The organism is Pseudomonas sp. GL_090 (assembly GCF_057837765.1).
This window is the reverse complement of record NZ_CM174452.1, coordinates 3,239,754-3,265,610: the sequence shown is the minus strand read 5'-3', so window position 1 is coordinate 3,265,610 and position 25,857 is coordinate 3,239,754. Positions and strand designations below refer to the sequence as shown.

General features: G+C 55.2%; 24 protein-coding genes. 13 read left to right on the top strand and 11 right to left on the bottom strand.

Going from position 1 to position 25,857, the window contains the following annotated elements; all coding sequences use genetic code 11:
* Positions 1 to 179 precede the first annotated feature (179 nt).
* The 3 genes from AC3ITA_RS14580 to AC3ITA_RS14570 form a co-directional block, all read right to left on the bottom strand.
* On the bottom strand, positions 180 to 1,286 hold the full coding sequence (locus AC3ITA_RS14580) for an alcohol dehydrogenase family protein (protein WP_489277546.1): 1,107 nt from the start codon (positions 1,284 to 1,286) through the stop codon (positions 180 to 182).
* An 88-nt stretch (positions 1,287 to 1,374) separates the two neighbouring features.
* The gene (locus tag AC3ITA_RS14575) at positions 1,375 to 2,034 is read right to left on the bottom strand and encodes an NAD(P)H-dependent oxidoreductase (protein ID WP_489277544.1); all 660 of its coding nucleotides are present in this window, start codon (positions 2,032 to 2,034) and stop codon (positions 1,375 to 1,377) included.
* Positions 2,035 to 2,141: 107 nt separating this feature from the next.
* Positions 2,142 to 2,756, bottom strand: coding sequence for a TetR/AcrR family transcriptional regulator (locus tag AC3ITA_RS14570; protein WP_489277542.1), 615 nt, complete (start codon positions 2,754 to 2,756; stop codon positions 2,142 to 2,144).
* 160 nt (positions 2,757 to 2,916) lie between these two features.
* Here AC3ITA_RS14570 and AC3ITA_RS14565 point away from each other — a divergent pair, with 160 nt between their 5' ends.
* Positions 2,917 to 3,489, top strand: coding sequence for an HD domain-containing protein (locus AC3ITA_RS14565; protein WP_489277540.1), 573 nt, complete (start codon positions 2,917 to 2,919; stop codon positions 3,487 to 3,489).
* A gap of 127 nt (positions 3,490 to 3,616) precedes the next feature.
* Here the strand turns inward: AC3ITA_RS14565 and AC3ITA_RS14560 are convergent, their stop codons facing one another.
* The gene (locus AC3ITA_RS14560; protein WP_489277538.1) at positions 3,617 to 4,363 is read right to left on the bottom strand and encodes a TetR/AcrR family transcriptional regulator; all 747 of its coding nucleotides are present in this window, start codon (positions 4,361 to 4,363) and stop codon (positions 3,617 to 3,619) included.
* 387 nt (positions 4,364 to 4,750) lie between these two features.
* Here AC3ITA_RS14560 and AC3ITA_RS14555 point away from each other — a divergent pair, with 387 nt between their 5' ends.
* The 8 genes from AC3ITA_RS14555 to AC3ITA_RS14520 all read left to right on the top strand — a co-directional run bounded on the left by AC3ITA_RS14555 (position 4,751) and on the right by AC3ITA_RS14520 (position 13,696).
* Complete coding sequence (locus AC3ITA_RS14555) at positions 4,751 to 5,929, top strand: alpha/beta hydrolase (RefSeq protein WP_489277537.1); 1,179 nt, start codon at positions 4,751 to 4,753, stop codon at positions 5,927 to 5,929.
* Positions 5,865 to 7,679: an AMP-binding protein gene (locus AC3ITA_RS14550; RefSeq protein ID WP_489277535.1), complete on the top strand. Its 1,815-nt coding sequence runs from the start codon at positions 5,865 to 5,867 to the stop codon at positions 7,677 to 7,679. The genes AC3ITA_RS14555 and AC3ITA_RS14550 overlap by 65 nt, the downstream gene beginning before the upstream one ends.
* 25 nt (positions 7,680 to 7,704) lie before the next feature.
* The gene (locus tag AC3ITA_RS14545; protein ID WP_489277533.1) at positions 7,705 to 8,550 is read left to right on the top strand and encodes a VOC family protein; all 846 of its coding nucleotides are present in this window, start codon (positions 7,705 to 7,707) and stop codon (positions 8,548 to 8,550) included.
* A complete protein-coding gene (locus AC3ITA_RS14540) occupies positions 8,550 to 9,701 on the top strand; it encodes an FAD-dependent monooxygenase (RefSeq protein WP_489277531.1) in 1,152 nt (383 codons plus the stop codon). The genes AC3ITA_RS14545 and AC3ITA_RS14540 overlap by 1 nt, the downstream gene beginning before the upstream one ends.
* Positions 9,698 to 10,159: an acyl-CoA thioesterase gene (locus tag AC3ITA_RS14535; protein WP_489277529.1), complete on the top strand. Its 462-nt coding sequence runs from the start codon at positions 9,698 to 9,700 to the stop codon at positions 10,157 to 10,159. The genes AC3ITA_RS14540 and AC3ITA_RS14535 overlap by 4 nt, the downstream gene beginning before the upstream one ends.
* Complete coding sequence (locus tag AC3ITA_RS14530) at positions 10,152 to 11,336, top strand: acetyl-CoA C-acyltransferase (RefSeq protein WP_489277527.1); 1,185 nt, start codon at positions 10,152 to 10,154, stop codon at positions 11,334 to 11,336. The genes AC3ITA_RS14535 and AC3ITA_RS14530 overlap by 8 nt, the downstream gene beginning before the upstream one ends.
* A 110-nt stretch (positions 11,337 to 11,446) precedes the next feature.
* A complete protein-coding gene (locus AC3ITA_RS14525; protein ID WP_489277525.1) occupies positions 11,447 to 12,379 on the top strand; it encodes an SMP-30/gluconolactonase/LRE family protein in 933 nt (310 codons plus the stop codon).
* Between the two features lie 162 nt (positions 12,380 to 12,541).
* Positions 12,542 to 13,696: an OmpP1/FadL family transporter gene (locus tag AC3ITA_RS14520; protein ID WP_489277524.1), complete on the top strand. Its 1,155-nt coding sequence runs from the start codon at positions 12,542 to 12,544 to the stop codon at positions 13,694 to 13,696.
* Between the two features lie 81 nt (positions 13,697 to 13,777).
* On the opposite strand, the gene AC3ITA_RS14515 is transcribed toward AC3ITA_RS14520, so the two are convergent.
* From AC3ITA_RS14515 to AC3ITA_RS14495, 5 genes are all read right to left on the bottom strand, one after another.
* Complete coding sequence (locus tag AC3ITA_RS14515; protein WP_489277522.1) at positions 13,778 to 14,659, bottom strand: LysR family transcriptional regulator; 882 nt, start codon at positions 14,657 to 14,659, stop codon at positions 13,778 to 13,780.
* A gap of 59 nt (positions 14,660 to 14,718) precedes the next feature.
* The gene (locus AC3ITA_RS14510) at positions 14,719 to 15,471 is read right to left on the bottom strand and encodes a maleate cis-trans isomerase family protein (protein ID WP_489277520.1); all 753 of its coding nucleotides are present in this window, start codon (positions 15,469 to 15,471) and stop codon (positions 14,719 to 14,721) included.
* 623 nt (positions 15,472 to 16,094) lie between these two features.
* Positions 16,095 to 17,414: an MFS transporter gene (locus AC3ITA_RS14505; RefSeq protein ID WP_489277518.1), complete on the bottom strand. Its 1,320-nt coding sequence runs from the start codon at positions 17,412 to 17,414 to the stop codon at positions 16,095 to 16,097.
* An 88-nt stretch (positions 17,415 to 17,502) separates the two neighbouring features.
* Positions 17,503 to 18,258, bottom strand: coding sequence for a class II aldolase/adducin family protein (locus AC3ITA_RS14500; RefSeq protein ID WP_489277517.1), 756 nt, complete (start codon positions 18,256 to 18,258; stop codon positions 17,503 to 17,505).
* A gap of 46 nt (positions 18,259 to 18,304) precedes the next feature.
* Complete coding sequence (locus tag AC3ITA_RS14495) at positions 18,305 to 18,895, bottom strand: HD domain-containing protein (RefSeq protein ID WP_489277515.1); 591 nt, start codon at positions 18,893 to 18,895, stop codon at positions 18,305 to 18,307.
* Between the two features lie 174 nt (positions 18,896 to 19,069).
* Between AC3ITA_RS14495 and AC3ITA_RS14490 the strand changes: the two genes are divergently transcribed.
* The gene (locus AC3ITA_RS14490; RefSeq protein ID WP_489277514.1) at positions 19,070 to 19,762 is read left to right on the top strand and encodes a Crp/Fnr family transcriptional regulator; all 693 of its coding nucleotides are present in this window, start codon (positions 19,070 to 19,072) and stop codon (positions 19,760 to 19,762) included.
* A gap of 82 nt (positions 19,763 to 19,844) precedes the next feature.
* Here the strand turns inward: AC3ITA_RS14490 and AC3ITA_RS14485 are convergent, their stop codons facing one another.
* Complete coding sequence (locus tag AC3ITA_RS14485) at positions 19,845 to 20,318, bottom strand: nuclear transport factor 2 family protein (RefSeq protein WP_489277513.1); 474 nt, start codon at positions 20,316 to 20,318, stop codon at positions 19,845 to 19,847.
* A 198-nt stretch (positions 20,319 to 20,516) separates the two neighbouring features.
* Here AC3ITA_RS14485 and AC3ITA_RS14480 point away from each other — a divergent pair, with 198 nt between their 5' ends.
* Together AC3ITA_RS14480 and AC3ITA_RS14475 are read left to right on the top strand one after the other, a co-directional pair.
* A complete protein-coding gene (locus tag AC3ITA_RS14480; protein WP_489277511.1) occupies positions 20,517 to 21,113 on the top strand; it encodes a TetR/AcrR family transcriptional regulator in 597 nt (198 codons plus the stop codon).
* A gap of 53 nt (positions 21,114 to 21,166) precedes the next feature.
* Entirely contained in the window at positions 21,167 to 22,606 is a 1,440-nt protein-coding gene (locus AC3ITA_RS14475) for an MFS transporter (RefSeq protein WP_489277509.1), read from the top strand.
* Between the two features lie 323 nt (positions 22,607 to 22,929).
* On the opposite strand, the gene AC3ITA_RS14470 is transcribed toward AC3ITA_RS14475, so the two are convergent.
* Positions 22,930 to 23,784 carry a LysR family transcriptional regulator gene (locus tag AC3ITA_RS14470; protein ID WP_489277507.1) on the bottom strand — a complete coding sequence of 285 codons (855 nt, stop codon included), beginning with the start codon at positions 23,782 to 23,784 and terminating at the stop codon, positions 22,930 to 22,932.
* A 114-nt stretch (positions 23,785 to 23,898) separates the two neighbouring features.
* Between AC3ITA_RS14470 and AC3ITA_RS14465 the strand changes: the two genes are divergently transcribed.
* Positions 23,899 to 25,773 carry an NAD(P)-binding domain-containing protein gene (locus AC3ITA_RS14465; RefSeq protein WP_489277505.1) on the top strand — a complete coding sequence of 625 codons (1,875 nt, stop codon included), beginning with the start codon at positions 23,899 to 23,901 and terminating at the stop codon, positions 25,771 to 25,773.
* Positions 25,774 to 25,857 lie beyond the last annotated feature (84 nt).

The window sequence follows — 25,857 nt, the reverse complement described above, 5'->3', positions numbered from 1 at the left end:
GACCGATGCTTGCGGCCATTGTGTTCGGTGTGAACGGTGCCAGTATCGCTTGCACGTCTTTGCCTACAAGCTGGGCCAAGGCTACCGTTCTTGCCACATCATTCGATGTGCTGAATACATCAGCACAGGCGCTCTTTGCTAGCTCATATAGTCTTTACAGTCGGATGAAAAACTGTTGATTACTTTTCACTCGGCTCGGGAATCGCCAGAACAATTTTTCCAACGTGTCCTTTCTTCAAAAACTCGTTCTGGGCGTCGCGAATCTGTCGCAATGGAAACACCTTGGCCACTAGAGGCTTGATTTCATTTTTTTCGATGTAAGAGACCAAGTTCGCAAAAATTTCTTCCTCCTGAAACGTGCAGCCCATGAGAGATAAGTCCTTAAGATAGAGGGTCCTGAGATCAATCTTGGAAATCGGACCTGCAATTGCTCCCGCAATCGCATAGCGACCGCCCAAACGCAGGATCTTGAGCATATCCGGCCAATGCTCGCCACCGACGATATCAATGACAACATCAACGGAATTTTCGCCCAGTACATGTACAAAATTCGTATCGCGATCAATGATTCGATCAACGCCCATTGCGTAAAGCGCAGAGGCTTTTCCTGTCGAGCTTTGCGCAATGACAGTCGCGCCTCGTCGTTTAGCAAGTTGAATGGCCGCTGATCCGACTCCGCCAGAAGCCCCGGTGATAAAGACCGTTTCCGCTCCGAGTCTTACCCGATGAAGCATATTCTCGGCGGTGGAGTAGGCGCAGGGAATTGAGGCGAGTTCGGCGTCGGACCAATCGCATGTCACCTTGAGTGTTTCTCTGGAGGGAGCTACTGCAAATTGCGCAAAGCCGCCGTCACATTCACTGCCGAACGTCCAGCATTCAAAAGGACGGTAATCGACATAAGACCTCAGCATATTCCTCACCAGCACGCGCTCTCCAATGCGGGACGGCGATACGTTACCTCCCACGGCAACTATGTATCCACAGCAGTCCGCGCCCTGGATTCGCGGGAAATCTAGAGAGGCACCTGACCACGACGCATCTGAGTCGTTTACGGTATCAAACCCCGCAGCGGCCCCCGCGGCGGTGTCCTGGCTAATCGATTTTGAATACCAGCCAATTCGCGTATTGATATCAGTGTTATTGACAGCCGACGCCCGAACCTGAATGAGTACCTCATCCTCTCTCGGATGAGGTACTGGTACATCAGTACAATATTTCAGTTTCTCTAGGCCGCCGAGCCCGGTAAGCAAAACGGCATGCATGGTGTCAGGTATCGCCTTTTGCATTATCAATCCTCCAAGTGCGCCTCAAGTTATAAACGGCACTGCAGGTCAGCCGTTTGCTGCATCAAGATAAAGCCATAAGACAGGCGACTCAGAGTCGATCTCGAAGATGATCTTCTTTCGCGTTGCGTACGACGCGCTGTTCCGATAAGAACGCTCTTGCGATTTCGTTGGCTTTTTGTAAACCCTTCTCACGTATTGGCGCGTTGTGATCTCCTTCCACGTCGTAGATCAAGTGACTTTCAACATCAGTAATGCCGCAATATGCAAAGATACCCACGTCGAGTTGGGTACGCATGGCCTGCGCATAGTCGTATTTTTCATAAGTGCGTTGAGTGGAACCGGCAATGCCAATCAGCGTTGTCGGGACGTTCCCGAGAAGCGAAGTAGGAGGCTCTATCCCGCGATCTTCAACTCCTTTACCGAATTGATATGCCCAGCCCCCCGTGAAAACCCGTTCAATCCATCCTTTCATCAATGCTGGCATGCTCCACCAGTACACAGGGAAAACGAAGGCAAGGCGGTCGGCGTTTTCGACCCTGCGGTGCATCGACGCAATTTCTGCCGGAATCGCACCGCCCCAGAAATGTGCGTGATCTTCTTCCGTGAAGCGGGGGTCGAAACCCTCACGGTGCAAATCCAGTATGTCTATATGGTGACCCGCCTCTAGAAATGGTTCGTGAAAGGCGTTCATAACCGCAGCTGGATACTTGTCGGTAAAAGGATGCGAGAAAACGGTCAACAGATTCATGGGATCTTTCTCCATCTAGTGGCGAATAGGCGGCAGTACTCTCAAAAAACAGCAGACGTTCAATTGGCTTTCAACAGATAACCAGCCGCGTGGGACTGCCGCGCTTGTTATCGAATTTGATCTGTCTGGAACATTAAAAAAGTCGCGACAGTCCTTGCCGTGGATATGGCTTTGGTGCCGCAGTAAGTGGAAGTTGAAATCGCACCTTCGAAAAGCACAAGAATTTGCTCCACGAGATCATCATCCCTTGAACATCCGATCTGGCTGGTCACGAGCTTTTCAATGAGTTCGCGCAGTTCGTTTCTATAAGCAGAAACGGCATTGGCGATATCAGGAATATTTCCCCCCGTTTCCCCCAGAGCCCTTAAAAACAGACACCCGCGAGCCCCCTCCGTCTGCGTCCACTTCTCCAGGGCATCGAAAAGACCATCAACACTGTTAACCTGGCATTGGCTAAAAAAACGTCGAGATCGCTCGTTCAAAACGGCCACGATCAGCGCTGTCTTGTTACCAACGTGTTTATAGAGCGTTCTGCTGGAGACTTCCGCTGCTTGAATCACTAGGTCCATCCCGGTGGCTGCAAAACCGTGATGGTCGAAGACGCGTTCGGCGCTTGAAATAATTTGAGTTTTAATGTTCATGAGCAGAAAAGTAAAACGATCGTTGTACCCTGTCAAGTGTTCTGCGCATCCGCTTTCAGTTTTTTTCGAATCGATGCTCAAGCGAAAGCCCCTCAAGATAAATAAGGATAAACGTGTAGGCAGGGGAGCGTATATCAGTAGAGCGTGGAGCGTTATCGCTGGATTGAATGGGTTTGTGGCATCCTATATTCAAATCGCTTTCCCACCTCATGAGCGACAAGTAAGGCAGGAGATCAGGCAATTGACGGCATTGGAAAAGCAGTTGAATTTTCTCAAGGAAATCGATCGCCTGAAGACCGTCAGGCGACAATCGCCGCTGCTGGATAAAAGCAGGAAGGAAAACTCAGCTGAGCACTCATGGCATTTAGCTATGTATGCTTTGATCTTGAATGAATATGCCGCTGAACACGTGGATAAAAATCGGGTCATACAGATGCTTTTGCTGCATGACATCGTCGAGATTGACGTCGGTGATTTTCCGATTCATGGCGGGTCGTCAAGTGAACTGCAGGCTGAACAGGAATTTAAAGCGGCGGAACGATTGTTTGGCCTGTTGCCACAGCCGCAACACGATGAATTTCTCACTCTGTGGCGCGAGTTTGAGCATGCGCAAACAGAGGATGCGAAATTCGCAAAAGCGCTCGATCGGTTTCAGCCTCTGCTTATCAATGTATTCACCGGCGGCGGGACCTGGGCAGAGAGAGGCGTCTTGCTTGAACAAGTGGTCGCCCGATATGGCCCTGTAATCAAAAGAGGTTCGCCCCAGCTATGGGCGGTGTGTGAGCGATGGCTGGACCAGCATTTTTCACAGTAGGCCTAAGAGACGCCGAGGCGCACCGATTGATCGCAGTATGGGTGGCTGCGGCGTGGCAGCCAGCAAGATTTCCCGGATGCAGATGCCGAATAATTATCTACGCGCCGACGGGCCAAGGAAGGAGTTGTCATGCATCAGCGGGTGGCCCAATCCACTTTTCAAACCCATCCAGCAGGATCGCGATGCCTGCGTCGTAAGCTGCTGGGCTGTCGAGTGCAGAAAACGGTGCCGCCAGATAAGCGGCCCCTGGGTAGGTGTCTTGGTCGAACTTCTTAAGGTAACCACTGATGAATTCGCCGTGAGTCTGCGGTGATTGCCGGTTCTCCTTTTCGGCAGCAATGACAGAAACAAACAGCAGCAAGAGGTGATAAACCATGGCGCCCATCGGACCTGAAAGGCCCATGGCCTTGAGGATCTTGCCCATATGGTCAAAATACGCCAAGCCATAATCGACTTCGCCAGGCTGAACTCGTTGGAATAGCCGGAACTTGTTTTCGGTGAGGATATAAGTTGCTAGGTCCGGCCAGCGTCCCATTGTGTCGAGCGAAGACCGCGCGAATTGCTCAAGGTCTGTTCTCCACCGACCCGTTAGCGCGGGCAGCCGTTCAAGCCGTTCTTTGAAAGCCGCATTGATCACGGCGCTGATCAACTCGTCGCGGCTTCCCAGATGGTAGTGGACCATTCCTGCCGCCACCCCCAGTTCCTTACCGATTCTGACCATGCTGACTTCGGCGAGGGATTCGGTACGGGCAATATTGATCGCGCACTCCACCATAGCCGCACGCGACACATCCTGACTGCTTTTGGGGCGACGACCGACTCTTTTTGTCGACGTCGTCATGGCAGCAGCAGCGGATTTGGTTTCATCTGACATCCCGACTTTCCCTGAGTTTAATTGACACCGCCTCAGATTATCACCAGCTGACCGCTTTTCTAAACCTAAAACGCTGCTATCAGATGACTTTGAGCATCGGACCGCATTGCGGCGGCGGTCTACGACTCAGCTCAGCGTCTTGTCGCCCCCCCCCATTAGATGGTCAGTAGACGACCCATTTCGGCTGTCCGAAGAATTTATATAGGGGATAATTGACACCCTCTCAGATTGTGGCTTATCTTTGCTTTACGGTTAATTGAGGCTATCTCAAAAAACGACTTCAACGATCCTCAGGATCATGTAGGAGGGCATATGGGGGCGAGTCCCAATAACAAGAAAGTTGCGGTTACCGCAGGTTTACGTGGTGCATCCTGGCAGGGCGCGCGGATGAGCACTCCTTTCAGTTCGATACCCACACCGCTGACGACGCAGGACGGACAAGGCGCTTTGGGTGTGCTGTTTTCCAGAGGTCGGGAGCGCAAAGTCGTTTTCATCATGCATCCCCGGGAGCTGGTAGTGACCCACTACCTGGTTCCGGATGCGCTGGATGCGGGCTGGGCATGCTGGGTTCAAGGTGCTCGATCCATTGGCAACGATCTGCGGCTCGAGCATGAGTTCGCGCTTTATGACGTAGCTGCCGGAATGCGCCACCTACGAGCGCTGGGGTTCGAGACTATCGTGCTGCTGGGCAACTCAGGTGGCGCTGGTCTGTTCGCCTTTTACAACCAGCAATCGGTGAGCACACCAGAAAAACGTCTCGGCAAAACACCTGCCGGGCGTGCGACTAAGTTTGAAACGGCAGATTTTCCGGTGGCTGACGGTATCGCCCTAGTATCACCTCATCCGGGGCAGGGCGTTTTGCTGATGAATGCACTGGATCCATCGGTGGTCGACGAGCTGGATCCGTTCTCAGTCGCCCCAGAGCTGGACCCATTCAGTGAAGCGAACGGTTTCCGGCTGCCCCCGGATTCGGCCAGCTACAGCGCGGACTTCATCGACCGCTACCGGGTAGCGCAGCGTCAGCGTGTGGCACGCATCGATGCGCACGCCAGGGAGTTGGTAGAGCGGCGCCAGGTCGCTCGAATTCGATTGAAGTCGAAAGGCGCCAAAGAAGACCGGGCTCTAGCAGGGCATAGCCCGATTTTCCAGGTGTGGCGTACTGACGCGGACCTTCGCTGTTGGGACACCTCACTCGATCCATCTGACCGCTTCGTTGGTTCTCTGTGGGGCAGCGATCCCTTTGTTTCCAACTTGGGCAGTGTCGGCTTCGGACGAGTTGTCACGCCAGAGTCATGGTTGTCGACGTGGTCAGGTCTCTCATCGAACGCTTCGTTGGGCAAGTGTGCCACTGCCATCGAGCAACCGACGTTGCTTATCGAATACACCGGTGACAACTGCGTGTTCCCGGAGGATGCGGACACCATCTATGGGCTCATACCCGCTTCCCGAAAAGAGCGGTATCGCGTGCGCGGCAACCACCATGGTCAGGCATTGGAAGAGGGTGAGACATCCGGCCAAATCCTCGCCGGCAAACACCTGCAACGTTGGCTTCAGGACAATTTTTAAAACAAAAGAGCGTGCAATCATGACAATTACAAAAAATGAAACCGCTAGTACTTTGAGCTCTGTCAGGAACGAAAGGCTGAATCGAGTCGCGGCGCCGATCACTGGTGTCGTTTATCCGAAGCAAAGTGAACTGGATCGTTACGTCGCGCAGGGAGCCTTGGGATTCGAAACCCTCGTGGACGGATTCCGTTCAGTTGTACGTCAGTACCCGGACAACGTCGCTTTGCTGGGACCGGACCTTCACATTTCTTATCGTGAACTCGATGGGCTCTCTACTCGCCTGGCTGCAGCCTTCCTCAAGCAAGGTCTGAAGCCTCTGGATCGAGTTATTTTCCAGTTGCGAGATAGCGAGCAACTGGTAATCGCGTTTTTTGCCTGCCTTAAGGCAGGGCTGATTCCGATCTGTACGATGGCTGCTCACCGTGAGCGCGAAATCGGCTACCTGGCCGAATTGGGCGAGGCCAAACTGCACATCGTTCAAGGTGACGACCCGAAGTTCGACAGCGTCGCTTTCGCCCGCAAGATGCAAGAGCTGACCCCATCGCTGAATCTGATCATGCAGGTTCGCGGCGAGCCGCAAGATGGTGTACTGCAGCAGGATTCGCTGATCGCCGACATTGATTTGGTCGAAGCCGAGTCCCTTTTGCAATACGTGCAGTTGGATCCTTTCCAGGTCGCCGTCTTCCAGTTGTCTGGTGGCACCACCGGCGTGCCAAAGATCATTCCGCGCTTCCACAACGAATACCTCTACAACATGCGTTCCGTGGCCAACTGGCTGGACTTCAAGCCGGACGACACTTTGTTCATGCCGCAACCCATGGTTCATAACCTCAACATGGGATGCTGCTTCGGTCCGTTCCTGATGACCGGTGGCACGGTGACCGTCACTCCCGATCTTTTGCCGGAGACGCTCATCTCGCTGATTGCCACCACTAAGCCGACCTGGCTGATGCTGGGCGGACCGATCATCGCGCGTCTCGAATCCGCTATCCACGAAGGGCGCGTCAACCTGTCCAATGCGCGTGGCGTGATCGTGGCCAACAGTGCTGCCAAGTTACAGAAACTGCTGGGTGTGCGCACGCACAACATCTTCGGCATCACCGAGGGAGTGATCACTCTCACCCACAAGGATGACGCCGCCGAGGCGCACGACACCACCAATGGTCGTCCGGTATCGGAGTTCGACGAAATTCGCATTCTGGTTCCAGGTACCGAGCAAGACGCCAAGCCGGGCGAAATTGGAGAGCCGGTGTTCAAGGGCCCATACACCATTCACGGTTACTACAACGCCGAAGAGCGCAATCGCGAAACCTTCACCAGCGATGGCTACTACCGCTCCGGCGACCTCATGTTCACCAAGCTTATCGACGGCAAGACTTACTACGTCTTCTGCGGTCGCCTCAAGGATCTGGTCAGTCGCGGTGGCGAAAAGATCAATTGCGAAGAAGTTGAAATGGCTGTGTCTGGTCATCCAGCAGTCGCCGCCATCGCTGCCGTGGGTTACCCGGACCCGGTATTCGACGAGCGCCTATGCGTAGCGATTGTCTTGCGCGACGGCTTCACGGCACCCACGGTCGCTCAGTTAGGCGAGTTTCTCCTGGACTACGGATTGGCCAAGTTCAAGTGGCCGGAACGTATCGAGGTGCTTGCTGCGTTCCCTCTGAGTGCTTCCGGAAAGCTCAGCAAAGAGAAGCTTCGCGAGATCGTTAAAGAAAACGTCGAGCGCGAGCGGGCTCAACAAGCAAATTGAAACGCTGTTCAGAGGAGTAGTTCACATGACTGTAAAACAGCCTGTTCTCAAAGGCGTTCACCATAGCGCCAGGCCAACCTGGAAGCTGCGTGAAACTGTGGAATTCTATCGGGACAAGCTGGGCCTGCCTCTGGTACATGCCATCTCGGCGCGTGCCTGGGGGCCAGCCAATCATCCGGACTTCCTGCACTTCTTTTTCGACAGCGGCAACCACAGCACCATCGCGTTTTTCTACTATATCAATACCGAACAACCCGATTTCACGCAGCCGGTGGACGACTACCGCTACGAGGCAACCCATACCGCGTGGCGTGTGGACACTCGCGAGGAACTGCTTGAGTGGCGGGATCGCCTCGAACGCCAGGGCATCCCGCTGATCTTTCAGATCCGCCATGAGCTGATCGAGTCGATCTATTTCAACGACCCGAACGGGTATTACCTGGAAATCACCATCCAGGAACGTCCGATGAACGCTCTCGACGCTGAAGATGCGACCCGTACGTTAGAGGCGGCGATGGCTCGGGAAGACTCGCACCTGTTCGGAGAAGTGCCTTTCAACAGCATCGATCAGGTCTGGCTGGACAAGGCAAGCGGGATCGCTCCAGACAATACCGATCAAGTCGCGTTGTACGTGCTCGATGCTCCCGAGTTCGAGCCGCTGGTGGACGCCGCCCGGCAGAACCCGGAATACGGTCTCGAGCGTCTGGGTAATGGCTACTGGAAAATCAGCGCCCAAGACGCGTTGGTATTCGAGCGCAAGAAACTGGGCTTTGTCCCCGCGCTGTGGAATGCCGCGTTGACTGGTGGCTTTGTGGGGGAAGTCACTGAGTTCGATCGCTATCGGCTGCAGATCAGCCCGGGAGCGCACTGATGAAAGTGGCGATTGTGGGCGGCGGTCCGTCTGGTCTTTATCTGGCATTGTTGCTCAAGCGCAGTGAGCCGCAGTGGGTCGTCGAAGTTATCGAGCAGAATGCTGCGGATGCCACATTCGGCTTCGGTGTCGTGCTGGCAGATACCGGGTTGCAGCAACTGCGCGAGGCTGATGCCGGCTCTTACGATGCGTTGTCCGAGGCCACTCGTCAGCACCAGCATCAGATTATCGTGCAGGCGGAAACGCCAATCGGTTTCCGCCTGCCAGTCAAAGGTGGGGCGATTCCCCGGCTCACGCTGCTGCAGATACTTGAGCAGCATGCGGAACAGGCCGGAGTGGTCATTCATTACCGCGAGCGCATCGACAGAACCGAAGATCTGGCCCGCTTCGGCTTGCAGGACGCTGATGTGGTGGTGGGCGCCGACGGGATCAACTCTGTGATTCGCCGGGAGTTCGAGCAGGGCTTCGGAACCACGACCAATACGCTGGGTAATCACTTTGCCTGGTACGGTACGCCGAAAGTCTTCGAAGCTTCGGCACTGGTCTTTCGCAAGTACGAGGGCGGTCATTTCGTCGCGCATTACTACGCCTACAGTGATGAGATGAGCACCTTCGTAGCCGAGTGCGACGATGCGACCTGGGAGCGTCTAAACCTGGGTAGCCTGAGCGAAGAACAGCGCCAGACGCTCATGGAGAAAATTTTCGCGCCTGAGCTTGAGGGCGCGCCGCTGATCAGCGGTAACGCTCGTGTGGTTTGGCGTCAGTTCCCGGTGATTCGCAATGCCCACTGGACCCAAGGACGCTATGTGCTGGTGGGTGATGCATTGGCGAGCGCGCATTTCTCCATTGGATCTGGCACTCGCATCGCGATGAACGACTCCATCGCTCTGGCCAACGCTCTTCTGGCGAGCAATGGTGACGCTCTGGCAGGGCTTTCCGCCTATGAAAGTACACACCGGCCCAGCAAGCAGAAGCTTATCAGCGCCTCCGAGCGTTCCTACCTCTGGTACGAGCGTATGGGGCAGTGGATGGACAATTACTCGCCAGAGGAATTCGTCTATCAGTTCATGACTCGCACTGGGCGGGTGAATGACGAGCGCCTGCGCGAACAATATCCCGAACTCATGGTTCGCCTGGGGCGGGCGGAATGAACGAAAGCATCGAGTTCGTCATCGCCCAACAACCGTTCACGGTGCGGCGCACAGTGCGCTGGGTTGACTGTGATCCGGCCGGGGTCGCATACACCGGCCGCTTCACCGATTACTTGATTGGCGCTGTCATGCATTTCTATGCACACATAGGCTGGGGACCGGAAGCCAAAAGCGGTGGCAATGGGGGGCTGGCTTGCAAGCATATGTCTCTGACGTTTCACAAGAGTCTCCCTCCGGGTTCCATAGTGGACATTCGTATTCAAGTCGGGGAAATCCGCGAAAGAACCTTCGACCTGCATGCGAATGCATTTTTACCCGATGGTCGGATGGCGTTCGAGGGCGTCTTCTCGCCCATCTGCGTAGCGCCTCAGGAGATGCGCAGCTTGCCGCTACCCCAGGCATTGCGCGACGTCTTGCGGGAGCACCAAAGGGACGTGGCAGGAGGCGATCATGCGTGAAGCCGTGATTGTTTCCACCGCACGGACGCCCATTGGCAAGGCGATAAGAGGTTCGCTCAACAACATCAAGTCGCCGACATTGATGGGGCACGCCCTGCGTTACGCGGTGGACCGGGCTGGTATCGATCCGGCGCTGATCGAAGACGTGGTGATTGGTACTGTTCTGGGCGCTGGCACGGCCGGGTCGAACCTGGCCCGTAATGCTGTATTCGCTGCTGGTCTGCCGCTCTCAGTAAGCGGGATGACGCTCGACCGTCAGTGCTCATCGGGGCTCATGGCGATCGCAACAGCAGCCAGGCAAATCGTCCACGACGGCATGCAGGTCGTTGCGGCGGGAGGGCAGGAGAACATCTCCGCAGTGCAGGCGCAGTACTTCCGGTGGGTTGCTGACGAACTGGATCCTGCGGTCTTGCAAGCAGTGCCTGATGCCTACATGCCCATGCTGCAAACGGCTGAAAACGTGGCGCTCAAGTACGGCATATCCAGGGAGGCGCAGGACCAATACGCGCTCACCTCGCAACTGCGTACTGCCAACGCGCAGGCGCAAGGCCGCTTGCGCGGGGAAATTGTGCCGGTCAACGCCTTGCAACGTGTCGTCGACAAGGAGTCGGGGGCGATCAGCCTGCAATCGGTCTTGCTGGAGCGCGATGAAGGTAACAGGCCGGACACCACGCTCGACAGCCTTGCGCGTCTTGCGCCGGTGATTGTCGGCGGCAGTGTTACAGCGGGCAATGCCAGCCAACTGTCCGACGGCGCCAGCGCCTGCGTGCTCATGGACAGGCGCCTTGCCGTAGAGCAAGGCGTTGCGCCACTGGGCATCTATCGAGGGATGGCTGTGGCCGGGGTGGCGCCAGAAGAAATGGGCATCGGCCCGCTGTTCGCCATCCCCAAGCTACTCAAACAACACGGTTTACGGGTTCAGGATATTGACCTCTGGGAGCTGAACGAGGCATTCGCCTGTCAGGCTCTCTACTGCCAGCAACAACTAGGTATCGATCCTGAACTGTGCAACGTCAACGGCGGCGCCATTTCCATCGGGCACCCCTATGGTATGACTGGGGCGCGCCAGGTCGGTCATGTACTGATCGAAGGTAAACGACGAAACGCGCGCTACGTCGTCGTGTCGATGTGTGTCGGTGGCGGGATGGGAGCTGCGGGATTGTTCGAAATCGCCTGACCCGCCAGGTCGCCGAGTTTCTTAAAGCGGATTTTTGCGTGCATGAAAAACGCCGTGGACCTGCACGGTGAACCTGAAAACAATCTCTAACAACAAAGGTGGTATGCGACATGTCCTCACAACAAAAAGAATACAAAGTGGAAAAGCTGGCCAGCGGTCTGTTCTTCGGTGAAGGCACTCGCTGGAGAGCAGGTAAGTTGTACGTCTCCGACATGCTAGGCAAGAAGGTTTACACCATCGACGCTGCGGGCAACAAGACAGTTATCGCGGAACAGCCACACAAGCCCAATGGCATGGGTTTCCTGCCCAATGGCGACCTCATTCTCAGTTCGATGCACGAGAACAAACTTTACCGCTACCTCCCTGACGCGGCTGTTGGCAATAACCTCGAGCTGTACGCAGATCTTTCCAGCCTGTTCACCGGTTACATCGGTGACATGGTGATCGATGACAACGGACGCATCTACGTCGACGATGTCGGTGCACGCGTCTTTGAAGGCGAGGGGCTGAAACCCGGCCGCATCGTGATCGTAGAGCCTGATCGCACGTTCTCGGTAGGGCTCGAGGATTGCCACTTCCCGAACGGCATCGTGATCACACCGGACAAGAAGCGAATAGTGTTCTCCGAGACCTTTATCGAGCAGCTTTCAACGGTTGACATCATCGACGGGAAGCTGGTGAACCGTCGGGTCTTCCTGGACATGACCAAGGTCTTTGCTAGCGAAGAGGACCGCGCTCAAAAACGTGGTTGCGTGGACGGCATAACCATTGACGCCGAAGGTGGTATCTGGCTGAGCGTTCTGCGTTCCGGACAGTACGTGCGCATCGATAGCGATGGCAATGTCACCGACCGTGTTCATATTCCGGGCCACGAAGTGGTGGCATGCACCTTGGGCGGTGAAGACGGTAAAACCTTGTTCATGTCTGCCACCAAGCTCAAAGGTAATCACAAGAACATTTTCGAAGCGATGGTCGCTTTGGATGTCGAAACCACGATCTTTACCACCCGCGTTGCAGTGGGCCGTGGCGAAGGACGCCCCTAAATCTCTGTGTTTGCTAAAGGGCGGCTTTGCGAGCTGCCCCGTTCTTAAGCGTTAAATCGTGTCCAACGGCGTCTGCTCTTAAGTAGGCGTTGCGGGCTCGGCTTGTCCGACGCAAATCCGTGGACATTGACCTGTTTAAAATAAATATAAGGAATCAGGGTCATGAAAAATTTGCTTGGAGTCGTCCTTGCGGGTGCAGTCGCTCTATCGGCCAGGGTTGAGGCTTCAAATGGATCTCAGTATGCGGGGTATGGCATTCAGGCCATGGGGATGGGCGGGGCCTCCATTGCCAACCCCACCGATTCGACAGCAGCGGTTAATAACCCGGCAGGTATGGGAGCGGTTGGAACGCGGGTAGACGGGAACATCATGGCAACGGGAGGGCAGTTACGCTCCAATGTCCATGGATCAAAAAACAGCGATAACTTGCTGATATTTCTCCCAGGCTTCGGGGCCAACTATCAATATCGTCCAGATGTCACGCTGGGCGTTGCCGTCGCAGGCTATGGTGCCGGCGTCGATTACGGAAAGCCTATTCCGGCTTTTGGCACATCGAAAGTGAAATCAGAATTGGCTCAGGTGATCATCTCCCCGACGGCCACCTATGAATTCGCACCGGACCATTATTTCGGGCTGTCCGTGAAGTTGGGGTATGAAAGCTTGATGCTGCACGGTCTGGAAAATTTTGGCGCGACCAACGATACAGATCATGCGTTAGGCATCGGTTTTGGTGTCGGCTATATGGGCACTATCGCACCCGGATTCAGGGTTGGGCTTACGTACTCATCACCGGTCTGGTTCCAGAAACTTGATGCCCACGAGGACATCATTCCTGAAGGGCGATTGAACGCTCCCCAACAGGCGGGCGCCGGCCTTGCCTACGACTTCAGGGACTGGACGTTCGCTTTTGACTACGTCTGGATTAACTGGGCCAGCGTGAAGTCCCTCAGTAATTCCTTGACTGAAGGCGGCGCCCCAGGTGCCAGCAACGGACCGGGGTTCGGATGGCGTAATCAGAATGTTTTCCGGTTCGGGGTCAACTACAAGGTAAATGATCGTCTGCAGGTACGCACCGGTTTGTCTCTGGCCAATCACCCGATCGCGGATCATGAGGCGACCTTGATCGCCGTAGCTCCCACCAACCAACCCAAGAGTGCCCACCTGGGGTTAACCTACAAGGTTTCCGATAGCCTGGAGGTGAGCGGCGCCTACATGTACGACTTCCGCCATATTACCAAAGGCACTGGAGCGAGCGAGGGAACTGAGGCCGGTGGGGAGCTGCACATGCTCGCTGTGGGGGTGGGGTACAAGTTCTGAGGTGTAGCCCGGGTATAGCACTTGCCATTGCCCCTAGTCAGGAGTGCCCACCAGTCCATGGGCCCTAACTGCGGGGAGTCATCACCCTTCGAGCAAGTGCTCCAGAAATAGTTTTGCAGCGACCGACAATGCCTCTCGCGACCTCACGCACACGCTGAGTTCACGAGAGGCCCAGGTCTCGTCCAGCGGGACTACTTTCACACCGTTCAATCGGAAAACCTGCGCATTCCCAATAGGCATGATACCTATGCCTAGTCCAGCCTGAACCATCAAGCACAACGCGTCGTAGTTGGAGACTTCCATGCGGATTTTCAGGGAGCGCCCTAAGTCGTTGGCCGCCTTGATTAACTGAAAATTAAGATGGGTGCCACTGCGCAAGGCGATGTATTCGTGCTCCAGAGTTTCGCTGAACTTGACGGATTGAAGCTCGGCAAGTGGATCGCAATTGGGCACAAGCAACACCAGCCGATCAGTGCGAAAAGGAAAGACCTCGATGTCGGCCCCATGGGGCAAACGCGTGAAAATGCCGATGTCGGCTTGGTTTTCGGCCACGGTTTTGGTGATGACCAGGCTCGGCTTTTCTTCGAGGTTGACGTTAATAAATGGGTACAGCTCCATGAATGACTTGATCAGGCCGGGCAGGAATTGAGTGATGGCAGAAATGTTAGCTAAAACGTGCACCGAACCACGGCGCCCATGAGAGTAGTCCCGCATCTGCACGACAATTTCGTTTAGGTTATTCAGCGCACTGCGGGCCATGAACAAAAGAGCCAGACCGGCATCGGTTGGTGTAATACCTTTGTTGGTGCGACTGAGCAGCTTCGAATCGAGCAGTTCTTCCAATTCGCTGAGCCGTTTGCTGACTGCTGCCGCAGCGATGTGCTCGCGCTTCGCTGCGGCAGCGATAGTGCCTTCTTCGACGACACTGATGAAGAGTCGCAATGAGACCGGATCAAGTTTCATTGGCAGTACCATTTTTGCTGGCCGAAATGACCTTCATAGTACCCCTTTCAGGCATCGCCTCAGAACACGCCGGACAGGAGATGGCCGGCGTTTGGCACCTGTGCTTTGAGGCCTAGTGTTTTCAACATTTGATAAACAGTGGCGACTGAGGCAGACAGTACCGGTTTGTCGAGACGATCCTGTACCACTTGAATCGCCGGCAGTGAAGGCATCTGCACACAGCACGACAGCACCACACCATCAGCCTGTCCGATGTTTAGTCGGTCGACGTGGTTCACCAGATTCATCGGGTCCAGACGCCCGACTTGGAGGTTGTCGGAAACTTCCAGGCTGATGGAGTCGACCACTTCGATTCCGGCAGCCTCGATGTAGTCGATGACCTGTTGGGTCAGCGGCTTCATATACGGTGTAATGATCGAGATTTTCTTGTAGTCGAGCATTTTCAGGCTATCGATCAACGCACCGGCGGAACTGAGCACCGGAGCGAGTGATTGGTTGGATGCGACTGTGTTGCTCAACCGCTCCTGCGAGACTTTGTGATATCCAGGACCCTGGCACATGATCGCCACCAGGCACGCGTAGGCCATAACATCAACTCGGGCATCGCTCAGTTCCAATGCACAACGGTCGCTATCGATATCCATTTTTTTCAGCTCTTCGGGGCTGACATGCATCATGCGCATGCGCGAAGAGTGGAAGGTGAAGCGCTCTTCGGGAAACAGCGAGTAACGCGAAGTCAGCATCGCCGGGATCTCGGTTTCCATTGTTGTGTTCGAGCTGGGTACGATTTGGCCGATTCGAAAGCTTCTCATATATTTTCCTTGGACAGTGACGGTCAGTTGCCGCTGGTGAGTTGAATGTCTTTAGTTTCCTGCAACAGGAACACCATTAGGTTGCGATGAAGTAGGAAAACCGAGGCCTGAGAAATCGCGCTGCCATCAGATATGACGGCAAACGACAAGCATCGACCGAATGCTTATCGCGATCGATTTTAGGAAGAGGGAATGTGTTCGTATATCAAGCATTTACGAGCTTGCCATCGCGGATGACGATGGCAGTGAGGAGGGCTACCAGAGGAGTAACTTGCTCAAAGGTTTCGAAGATCAAGGATCCGATGGAGACCCTGGATGCGCCGATCCTGTCTGGAAGACCTGATCCGTGCGGAAGTACCAAGATGTAAGTCACGACGTATCCGAGCAAGGTCGTATCGGCATGTGACCAGCCTCGGGCCGCGTAGGGAATGCGCTCACCGCTAATGTGAGCTTCCAAGTCTGATGCAGAGGTTCACTCAGCGATCGACACGAATAGCTCCCTAAATGGGCACCGTCAAAAAGAAAGTCACGGTGTGCCCAATATTGATTGGGGAACTCTACAGTGTGATAGACCTCAATTAGCCGACGATAGACATCCATAGTGGTGTCCAGCGACAGTGAAGTTAGGATGCCGCCAAGGTTCGACTGCGCAGCATGACCACACCGCCCAACGTCATGACAGCGGCAACTGTGTATAGGCCCACGGTGAAACTGCCGGTCGATGTTTTGATCAAGCCGATTGCAGATGGGCTGACAATACCGGCGAGACTGCCCAGACTGGTGATCATCGCGATTCCGGCTGCGGCGGTTCTTTTTGAAAGTTGCGCGGTTGCCGCAGCCCAGAACACCGGGTAGGCCGCAACGATACCTGCGGTGGTGATTGCCAGAAGTATCAGCGAAGTCCACAAATGGCCGGTGGTCAACGTCGTTATAATCAATCCGATGGCAGCGCAAAAGGTGGCGACTGCAAAATGCCAATGACGCTCCTGGCGTCTATCGGAGCGTCGCCCATACCAGACCATCGCAACGGCGCCGAAGGTGTAGGGAATCAGCGAGTAGAGACCAATCTGCTGGGCGTCTTGAATTCCCAATTCCTGGATCATGGAGGGCAGCCAGAAGCTCAAGGCATAACTACCAAAATTGATAGCGAAATAGAGAACGGCGAACAGGTAGACCTTCGGATCTTTGAACGCCTCTGCGACGAGACTATGATCGGCAGCAGCGTCGCTCGGTGTTTCCTGCAACGCGGCTTGAATGAGCAGGCGCTCCGCCGGATCGAGCCACTTGGCATCGCCTGGCCGGTCGACCAGACAGAAATAGACGACGACGCCGATCACTGAACTGGGAAGTCCTTCCAAGACATACAACCATTGCCAGCCTCGTAGGCCGTATGTGCCATCAAGGTTTTGCAGGATCCAGCCCGAAACCGGACCCGCGATGATCCCCGCAGCTACCGCGGCTGTCATGAACAGCGCAATGATCCGGCCGCGTCGTTCAACCGGGTACCAGTAGGTCAAGTACAGCACGATGCCGGGGAAGAAACCCGCTTCGAATACGCCTAGCAAGAACCGTACGGCGTAGAATTGGATCGGCGTTTGCACGAACAGCGTCGCGGCAGATACCAGTCCCCAGCAGAACATAATGCGCAGCAGGGTTTTGCGCGCACCGATCTTTTGCAGGAGCAAATTGCTCGGCACTTCAAAAATGAAGTACCCGACGTAAAACATCCCTGCGCCGAACCCATAGATGGCATCGCTGAAACTGAGATCAGCACGCATCTGCAACTGGGCGTAGCCGATGTTGATACGGTCCAGGTAGTTGAGGACATAGCACAGGAAAAGAAGCGGTATCAGCCGACTGGTGACTTTGCGATAAGTCGCGTCCAAGTGGTCAGTAGCCGCGATGGCAGTAAGACTGGAAACATCAAGCGCGGTCGTTTTCATAAGGCGAACGACAGTTGGTAGTGCTGCGCATTCATAAACTGAGCCTCATTATTTTTAGAGTGGCGATCAGGGCGTGTTCTAACAGGTGTCATGTACGATAGTCGCTGTCCATTCGCTCCAGTTTGCGCAGTAAAGCTGGCCAGACGAAACCACCACCCTGGTCCTCGGTTTGCACTTTTGTAACCTGCTCTACACCTTCGATGATGGCTTCATCCACTGTTATCAACTCCCCGCCGACCTGCGCCGCCAACTGGATCTGGCACGTGGTCTCGAACAGATACATCGCCAAGAAGGCATCCGGGATTGATTTGCCGACCGTGAGCAGGCCGTGATTGCGCAGCATCAGGAAGCTCGAGTCGCCAAGGTCAGCTTGTAGCCTCGGACGTTCCTCGTCGCGAACGGCCACCCCTTCGTAGTCGTGATAGCCCAATGAGCTCAGGACGAAGGTCGACTGCTGGGAAATCGGCAATACGCCGCATTTTTGTGCGCTCACCGCGATACCGGCTCGAGTGTGGGTATGCAAGACGCATTGGACGTCATCGCGAAGCGCATGAATGGCGCTGTGAATCACGAAGCCGGCGCGGTTGACCGAAAACGCCGAGTCGTTGAGCTTGTTACCCAGCTGGTCGACGATGATCAATGAAGACGCGGTAATTTCATCAAACAGCAAGCCATAGGGATTGATCAGGAAACGATGCTCGTCACCGGGAAGGCGGGCGCTGATGTGAGTGAAGACCAAATCCGTCCAGCCGAAATGGGCCACCAATCGGTAGCAAGCGGCCAGGTCACAGCGCAGTTTCCATTCTTCAGGGCTGACTGTATTTTTAATCGAAGGTATGTGCATGGAAATTCCTTGTTTTTATAGGGGGCGTTGCTATCGGATCGAAGTGCTATTGCGCAACCCCGACAGTCATCGTTGAGGCGTAGAGGCTGCGTAACGGTCGACGCATGACATTGCGCAGCATGGGTTCGAATGCGTCCAAGGGAAGGGTGTCGTAGTCACGATCGAAGGCGGGGCTGTCATACAGCTCACAGAATTGCGCGGTACGTGCATAGTGCGGGTGGTCGGCAAATTGATCGCGCAGATCTCTATCTAGGCCGATGTGATGAAAAAAATAGTGCCCCTGGAAAATTCCGTGATGGGCGATCATCCAGTGATTGGCTTCGCTGATGAAGGGCTTGAGGATGGCGGCGGCGATGTCGGGATGATTGTAGGCGCCAAGAGTATCGCCAATGTCATGTAGCAGGGCGCAGACCACATATTCCTCGTCGCGTCCATCACGCAACGCCCGCGTCGCGGTCTGCAATGAGTGCGTATAGCGATCGATCGGAAAACCGCCACAGTCACCCTCAAGCTGTTTCAAATGTTCGATGACTCGATCAGGCAAACCTTGGGCGTACGCTATGAATTCTGAACCAATCAGCTTCCAGTCATCGCCGGTGCTCTCCTGAAAGCTTTTGAACGCGGTTTGGTTGCTCATGATCTCTCCTTTGGTCGATACCCAGTGCAAGGGCCGCAAGGAGAGAGGGTAGGGGGTTGAGCGGCAGGAAACTGTAAGGGATCTTGCAATTGCCTTTTTTAACCTTCAGTGATGAGGGTTGTTAGTGCTGTGATGCGGCTGCACTATGCGGATTGACTGAAAAGAGGGGGGCCCATGCCAGCCGATGATCAACTCCTGAAAAAGATGACCGAAAATCAGTGGTTCGCCAGCCTCGAACGCGACGTACAACAGGAGATGCTGGCCACCAGCCGGAGCCAACGACTGAATCCCGGTGAATTTCTTTTGCGCCAAGGGGATGCGCCCGGCTGCTTTTACGGGCTGGTCCAAGGTGCGCTCAAGGTGTCAACCTTGGGTGAAGACGGTAAAGAAGCCATTTTGACGGTGTTTGAAGTCGGTAACTGGTTTGGCGAGACCTCATTGCTCGATGGACTGCCGAGAATGCACGACATGAGCGCTGTGACTGTGGTGGAAGTCCGCTGTATCGATTCGGCTGATTTCGACCGACTGATGCGCAACAATGACTTCGCGCGATCAATCGCAAAGCTGCAGGCCATGCACTCTCGCCTTGTTCACAAGATGCTTGAAGACAGTATGCTGCGCTCGACCCGTGTACGCATTGCTCGGCGCCTTACACACTTGGCCCACGGAGATACCTCCCTGTGGCTAAATGAGTACCACGTACTCAATATAACCCAGGACTCTTTGGCCATGATGCTGGGCATCACTCGGCAAACCCTCGCACTGGAGCTCAAGGTCATGGCCGCAGAGGGGGCGGTGATTTTGAAGTATGGACAGGTACAAATCGCATCATTGACCAAGCTGAAAGCGATGGAATCTGGATTATGAATAGAAGCTATGCCCGGCCGGTTGACCTCAAGCGACACCGCGCCGAGCTCGAATCAGATTCTGCGTGTTATCCGCTTTTCACTCATTTTTGATCGAAGCTTTCAGAGCCAGCGATAGGCTTCCAGCCCGCGAGCGGTGTGAGAAAATGCAGTTCGAAGCGTCGTGTTGTGAAGCGCCACTGTCCGTCGCGGCGCTCGAACTGGTCGTGATAGAGGCCACTGACCTGCACTGGCCCTTGTTCGATGTCATGAAATAGGCAATCTGCCGCGACGGTAGCCGTGGCCGTATCGCCTGTGATGTGTATCAGGGGGTTGGCCATCCAGTGGTGCATGTGTGGCATCTTCCGCCAGTTTCTCTGGGCCATCGCCACTATTTCTTCACGACTTCCCCCTTTCCCGAAGCCTGGCAGGTCCAGGGTCGCATCCAAATGCCAGATACTGCGTAGAAGACCGGTGTCCATACGATCAAATGCATTCGCATAGGCAGAAATGAGTGACTCTATCGCCGCGCGGCTTTCCAGAACATCGAGGCGACGCGTCAGGTTTTCGAGATTCATGACAAGGTCCTATATAGGTATATTCATCCGGCCAGATCGGCCAAGTGGATTTGTGATTCTGCGACACGTTGAGCTACCACGAGACTGTCATTACTGCATCTTGGTTTTTCATTTTTGTACGAGGTCTACCGTGAATTTGCGGTTAATATAGGAACTGATCGGTTTACTGCATGCCTGGTTTTTTCATGAGGTTTATCAATGGCACATCCGAATAACATTGGTCGTCCACGCGAATTCGAACTGGGTGAAGCCGCCCGCGATGCAATGAACGTCTTCTGGGATCGGGGATATGAGGGCGCGTCCCTTCCTCGACTGATTGAAGGCACTGGGTTGTCACGAGGCAGCCTCTACAAGGCGTTTGGCGACAAAAAGGGCCTGCTACTAGCGGCGCTCGAAATCTATACCTCCGAAGGTCTGAAGATGACTGCGAGCATCCTTTCGCAGCCCGGGGCGGTGAAGGATGCCATTCGGGAATCGTTGCTGAGACACGCTCGGCTCTCCTCAGGCGAAGCAGGACGCCGCGGATGCCTCGTTGTGGCGATGGCGACTGAAATGGCTGGTCACGACGCAGAGATCGCACAGCGGACCGATCGCATGTTCCGGCGCATGCAACAGCTCTATGCTGGAGCCATCGTGAGCGGGCAGGCGAACGGTGAAATTTCCGAGTGTGACGAACAAGTATTAGCGCGTTTTCTGGTCTGCCAGATCGAGGGAATGCGTGTCCTGGGGAAAGCTGGCGCACTCGAAGTAGACATGATCGCATTGGTTGATTGCGCGATGCGTATCGTCGACTAAATTTCAAAATTTTGTCTAATTAGGAATCGAATGGTTCCTTAGTAAGGTGATTTATGACTCAGATTGGTATTGTTTCACCCGACAGGCGCCGCTGGGCGATGTTTGCAATTCTACTGGTCGGTGCATTTCTACCACCTTTGGATTTCTTCATCGTCAATGTCGCACTGCCCTCAATCCAAGGAGATTTGGGCGCCTCGTCCTCTGCTGAGCAATTTGTTATTTCCTCCTACGCGGCGCTCTATGCCGTAACACTTATTACTGGCGGTCGGCTTGGCGATCTTTATGGTCGCGGTCGGATGTTTTTTTTAGGGCTAATTGGCTTTACGGCCGCTTCGACGCTGTGCGGATTCGCTTGGTCTCCCTCTGCACTGATCATTGGGCGTGGACTGCAAGGCGTTACGGCTGCAGTAATGGCACCTCAAGCGCTAGCTTCGGTACAGGCGATATTCTCGGAATCTGAAAAGCCCTTCGCGCTCAGTCTTTATGGTGCGGTGTTCGGTCTAGCCTCCGTGGTCGGCCAGGCGCTGGGTGGAATCCTGATTTCGCTCGATCTCATGGGAATGGGGTGGCGGGCGATCTTCCTCGTCAACCTGCCGGTGGCGATCCTAGTTCTACTATTGGGCATTCCCGTATTGAAAGAAACGCGCGCGCCATACGCAAACAAGCTGGACCTTGGCGGCATGGTGTTGTCGATGGTGACGCTGGGCGCGCTGATCGTGCCGCTGATCGAGGGGCGTGAGGCTGGTTGGCCTTGGTGGTCATGGTTGTCGCTCAGCGCTGTGCCGGTACTGGTGTGGCTTTTCTGGCGCTATGAAGCTCGACTTGCTCGTGTGGGTGGCACGCCCTTGCTTGATCCGGCCTTGTTGGAGGTGCCGGGGCTGGGTCGCGCGTTACTGGTCGCACTATCGTTCTATGCGATCGGCGTCTTTTTCTTGTTGTTCTCGATTTATCTGCAAGATGCGCTGCACGCAACCGCGCTGAGCGCCGGTCTTGTGTTCCTGCCGTTCGGTGCGGGGTTTTTGCTGGGGCCCCTTTCGACGCCTTTCGGTAGACGCATGCTCGGCGCTTATGTCAATTCGATAGGCATGGGATTGGAGGTCGTTGGTTTCCTCGCTTTGGCCTGCCTCATCGTGGATACACCGACAGGCGTGTCCCCGTCACCCATATCGCTTGCCGCTATCCTGTTCGTCATTGGTTTCGGGCAAGGGCTTGCGCTGCCGACTTTGATGCGGATGGTCACGGGCCGCGTCGCTCCTGCGTTTTCAGGCATGATCGCAGGCATCGCCAGTTCGACCCTGCAAATCAGCACTTCGCTCAGTGTCGCGGTGATCGGCGGAATTTTCTACACCGTTCTTGGTGGGAGCACCGACGCGGCAGCCATTAGTCAGGCGTTTATCGTCTCGATCCTGTGCATCGCTTTCTGTCTCGCCGCTGGCGCAGGGTTGAGTATCACGCTTGCTCGGCAGCCTGCCACTGCACCCAACAAAAAATAAAGGGATTGCCGCATATAGGAGCCAGCGGAGCGAGAGTACTCGCACGCTACATACAACAACAGAAGTTCGGTGAGGCCATTAGGCAGGCACTTGGTAATTTTGCCTCTCTGCCTCTTGTTGGCTCGAGGGGCGATACTGCAGTCGTAAACTCTTATCTGTGATGGTTCAGGGTTAAGAAGCAATCCGGTTGACCGGTGGCATATCAGAAAGGGCAGTGCAGGGGATCCGATATTCGCACTTAGGATCCTTGGCACGGCCATTTGTTTGCTCTTAACTGGGTCTCAGCCATCTCCCGACGCATGGCAGGTACCCATGGCCTCTAATCAACCTGTGCCAATCATCTCCGCGGCCATATCGGCTAGTGCCCGTAGCCGATCCAGCTGGCGCATATCTTGGTGATAACCCATCCATATATCGCGACTAGGCGGCGCTTCTTCGACGTCCAACAGCCTGAGTGAGGGCGATTGATCTCCCAGCGCGCGAGGCAACACCGCCACACCGAGTCCTAACGCGCACATTCGGGCCTGCACGGTACGGCTGCTGCTGGTGAATACTGTTTTCGCGCGGGGAAATTGTTTCTGCAGCCAAAGAACATCGGGGTAGTGAGCTTGCGCCGTATTCATCGTGATCAAACCTAGCCCTTCACCGTCTGGATCTGGGAAAGAAGATAAATGATTGGCCCGGTACAGCCCGTAGCTCATCGTCATCAGTCGACGCTGAACAATGTCGGGTTCGGTGAAGGGAACAATCCGGAACGCAATATCGGCGTCCCGGCGTGCCAGATCAAACAACCGTTGCCCTGCGATTACTTCGGGGACTATCAGGGGGTAGCGCCGCAGCAGTTCGTCCAATACGGGGGCGAGTACATAGCCGGCGAACCAGTCTGCGGACGAGATTCGCAACAAGCCTTCCGGCTGATTACTGATACCCGCAATACGCCGCTCAATAGCCAAGGCGCTGCGCTCCATTTCTTCAGCCAGGTACAGAATGCTCTCTCCGGCGGCCGTTAGTACCAGTCCTTGACTGGTACGTCGAAAAAAGGCCTGTCCGTTGACCTGTTCGAGCACATGCAGGCGCCGTCCGACGGTGGGATGGCTTACGCCCAATTGCTTTGCAGCCGCCCCCAGTGAGCCGCAGCGGGCAATAGACAAAAAGATGCGCAAATCATTCCAGTCCATGGCGCTGCTCGTACAAAAATGAACGCCGAAGATGCAGCAATGGCAGTCCCGTAGCAAGCCCCTGACTCACAGAATAGACCTCTTCAGTAAGGTAGCTACGGGTGGGAAGTATCGATGAACATCGGATTTATTGGCGTGGGGAGCATGGGCCGGGCAATTATCCCGCTGCTGATTAGTTCGGGCCATCGCGTAAGTGCCTGGAACCGTACTCCCCAGTCACTGGCGAACCTGGCTGGTGTAATTGAACTCGATTCTCCGGCAGCTGCTTTCAAGCAGGATGTCGTCATCAGCATGCTTGCCGATGATCTTGCAGTGCATCAGGTGCTGCTGGTTCCCGGGGTATTGGAAGCCGCAGCTAAATATTGTACGCATATCGTGATGTCGACACTTTCGCCTAGGTTGATGGAACAACTGCAGACGCGGCATGAAGAACTAGGCATCGCCTTGGTAGCCGCGCCGGTGTTCGGCGTGCCAGCGGTGGCAGCCAAAGGGGAAATGAACATCTTGGCGGCGGGGTCGGATGCGGCAATTGCACAAGTGCAGCCGCTGTTCGATGTACTTGGTAAGAAGACCTGGCGGCTAGGAGATCAGCCCGTACAGGCCTGTATTGCGAAAGTCGCCGGTAACATGATGATTACCCAGGCCATAGAGTCCCTCGCCGAAGCGACCGCGCTCACCCAGCGCTATGGGCTGAGTGCTAGGCCCTTTATTGAGCTCGTCACCCAAACGCTGTTTGCTTGTCCCAGCTATCAACGGTATGGGCAAAACATTGTGAACGGTCGCTTTGAGCCGGGTTTCAAGCTGTCGCTAGGGCTTAAAGACATCACTCTGGCGATCGACGCCAGCGGCAACAAGGGCTTGCACCTGCCTGTTGCGGACATCGTGCGATCAAGGATGTCAGCGGCGGTGGCTCAAGGCCTGGGCAACCATGACTGGTCGGCATTTGTTACCGTCTCTACGGAGCCTGTAATAAATGACTCGGTTCAGGCTGCGCCGTGGCACACCACCCCGGCAACTACTTCGCGTCGAGGCCATTTCTGGGTGACTGGGGCGCGCGTTGTGCAAGATGGCAAAAATTTCCAGAAGGGCCCCATGTTTGTGGCTTGGGAGTCCCCTGAGCAGATTACCCAGCCGTATCCGGTTGTACTAGTACACGGCGGTACCCTGCAAGGTACTGAGTGGCTCGATACCCCAGATGGTCGTCCGGGATGGGCTCAGCGCTTCATTGAGGCCGGCTATGTAGTCTTTTGCGTCGATCGGCCGGGTCATGGGCGATCGCCTTATCACGCTCAGATTATGGGGCCGATGGGGCCGGCGTTTTCCTACGAGCGTGCTCGTGAGGTCTACTTCCCAGAGGGTGGCGGCGAAACTCAATGGCCGTTCGATATCGATGATGACGCTGCTTTCGATGCCTTCATCGCGCCCTATGGTCCCATGCCCGCAGATCTGGAGGCTTCACAGACGTTGGATGTGGATCGCCTCTCTCAATTACTAGACCGGATCGGCAAAGCGATCATCGTTACTCACTCGGCATCGGGACCCGATGGCTGGTTGCTAGCGGATCGCAGGCCCGGGCTGATTGCGGCCATCGTCGCGGTAGAGCCAATGGGCCCGGTGTTTGGTAAAACGCCTGGTATTGGTTCTCTGGATTGGGGGCTGACAGCAGCACCGATCACCTTTGATCCTCCGCACGCAAATGCCGAGGAGGTGCGCGCAGCAGATCCTTCGACGCTGAAAATACCTGCACTCAAAGGCGTACCTGTCGCCTTGTTAACCGGAGAAACGTCTGTATTCGTTTCCTTCACTACCAGCATTTTGCAGTTCCTGCGGACTGCCGGGGCATCCGTCGACCATCTGGATCTGCCAGCACTGGGCATCCATGGCAATGGACATGGCTTGATCTACGAGTGCAACTCCGATGATGCCTTCAAGGTGGTATCGCAGTGGCTCGCCGCGTCGACTCGCGCGCCAGCCAAGCGTCATGATTAGCCCCGCCTAACTATTGGGCGCCGATAGCCGGTACGGAAGGATTTAACGCCGTTCGAGAAAAGCGCTGCATGCATTACATTCCGA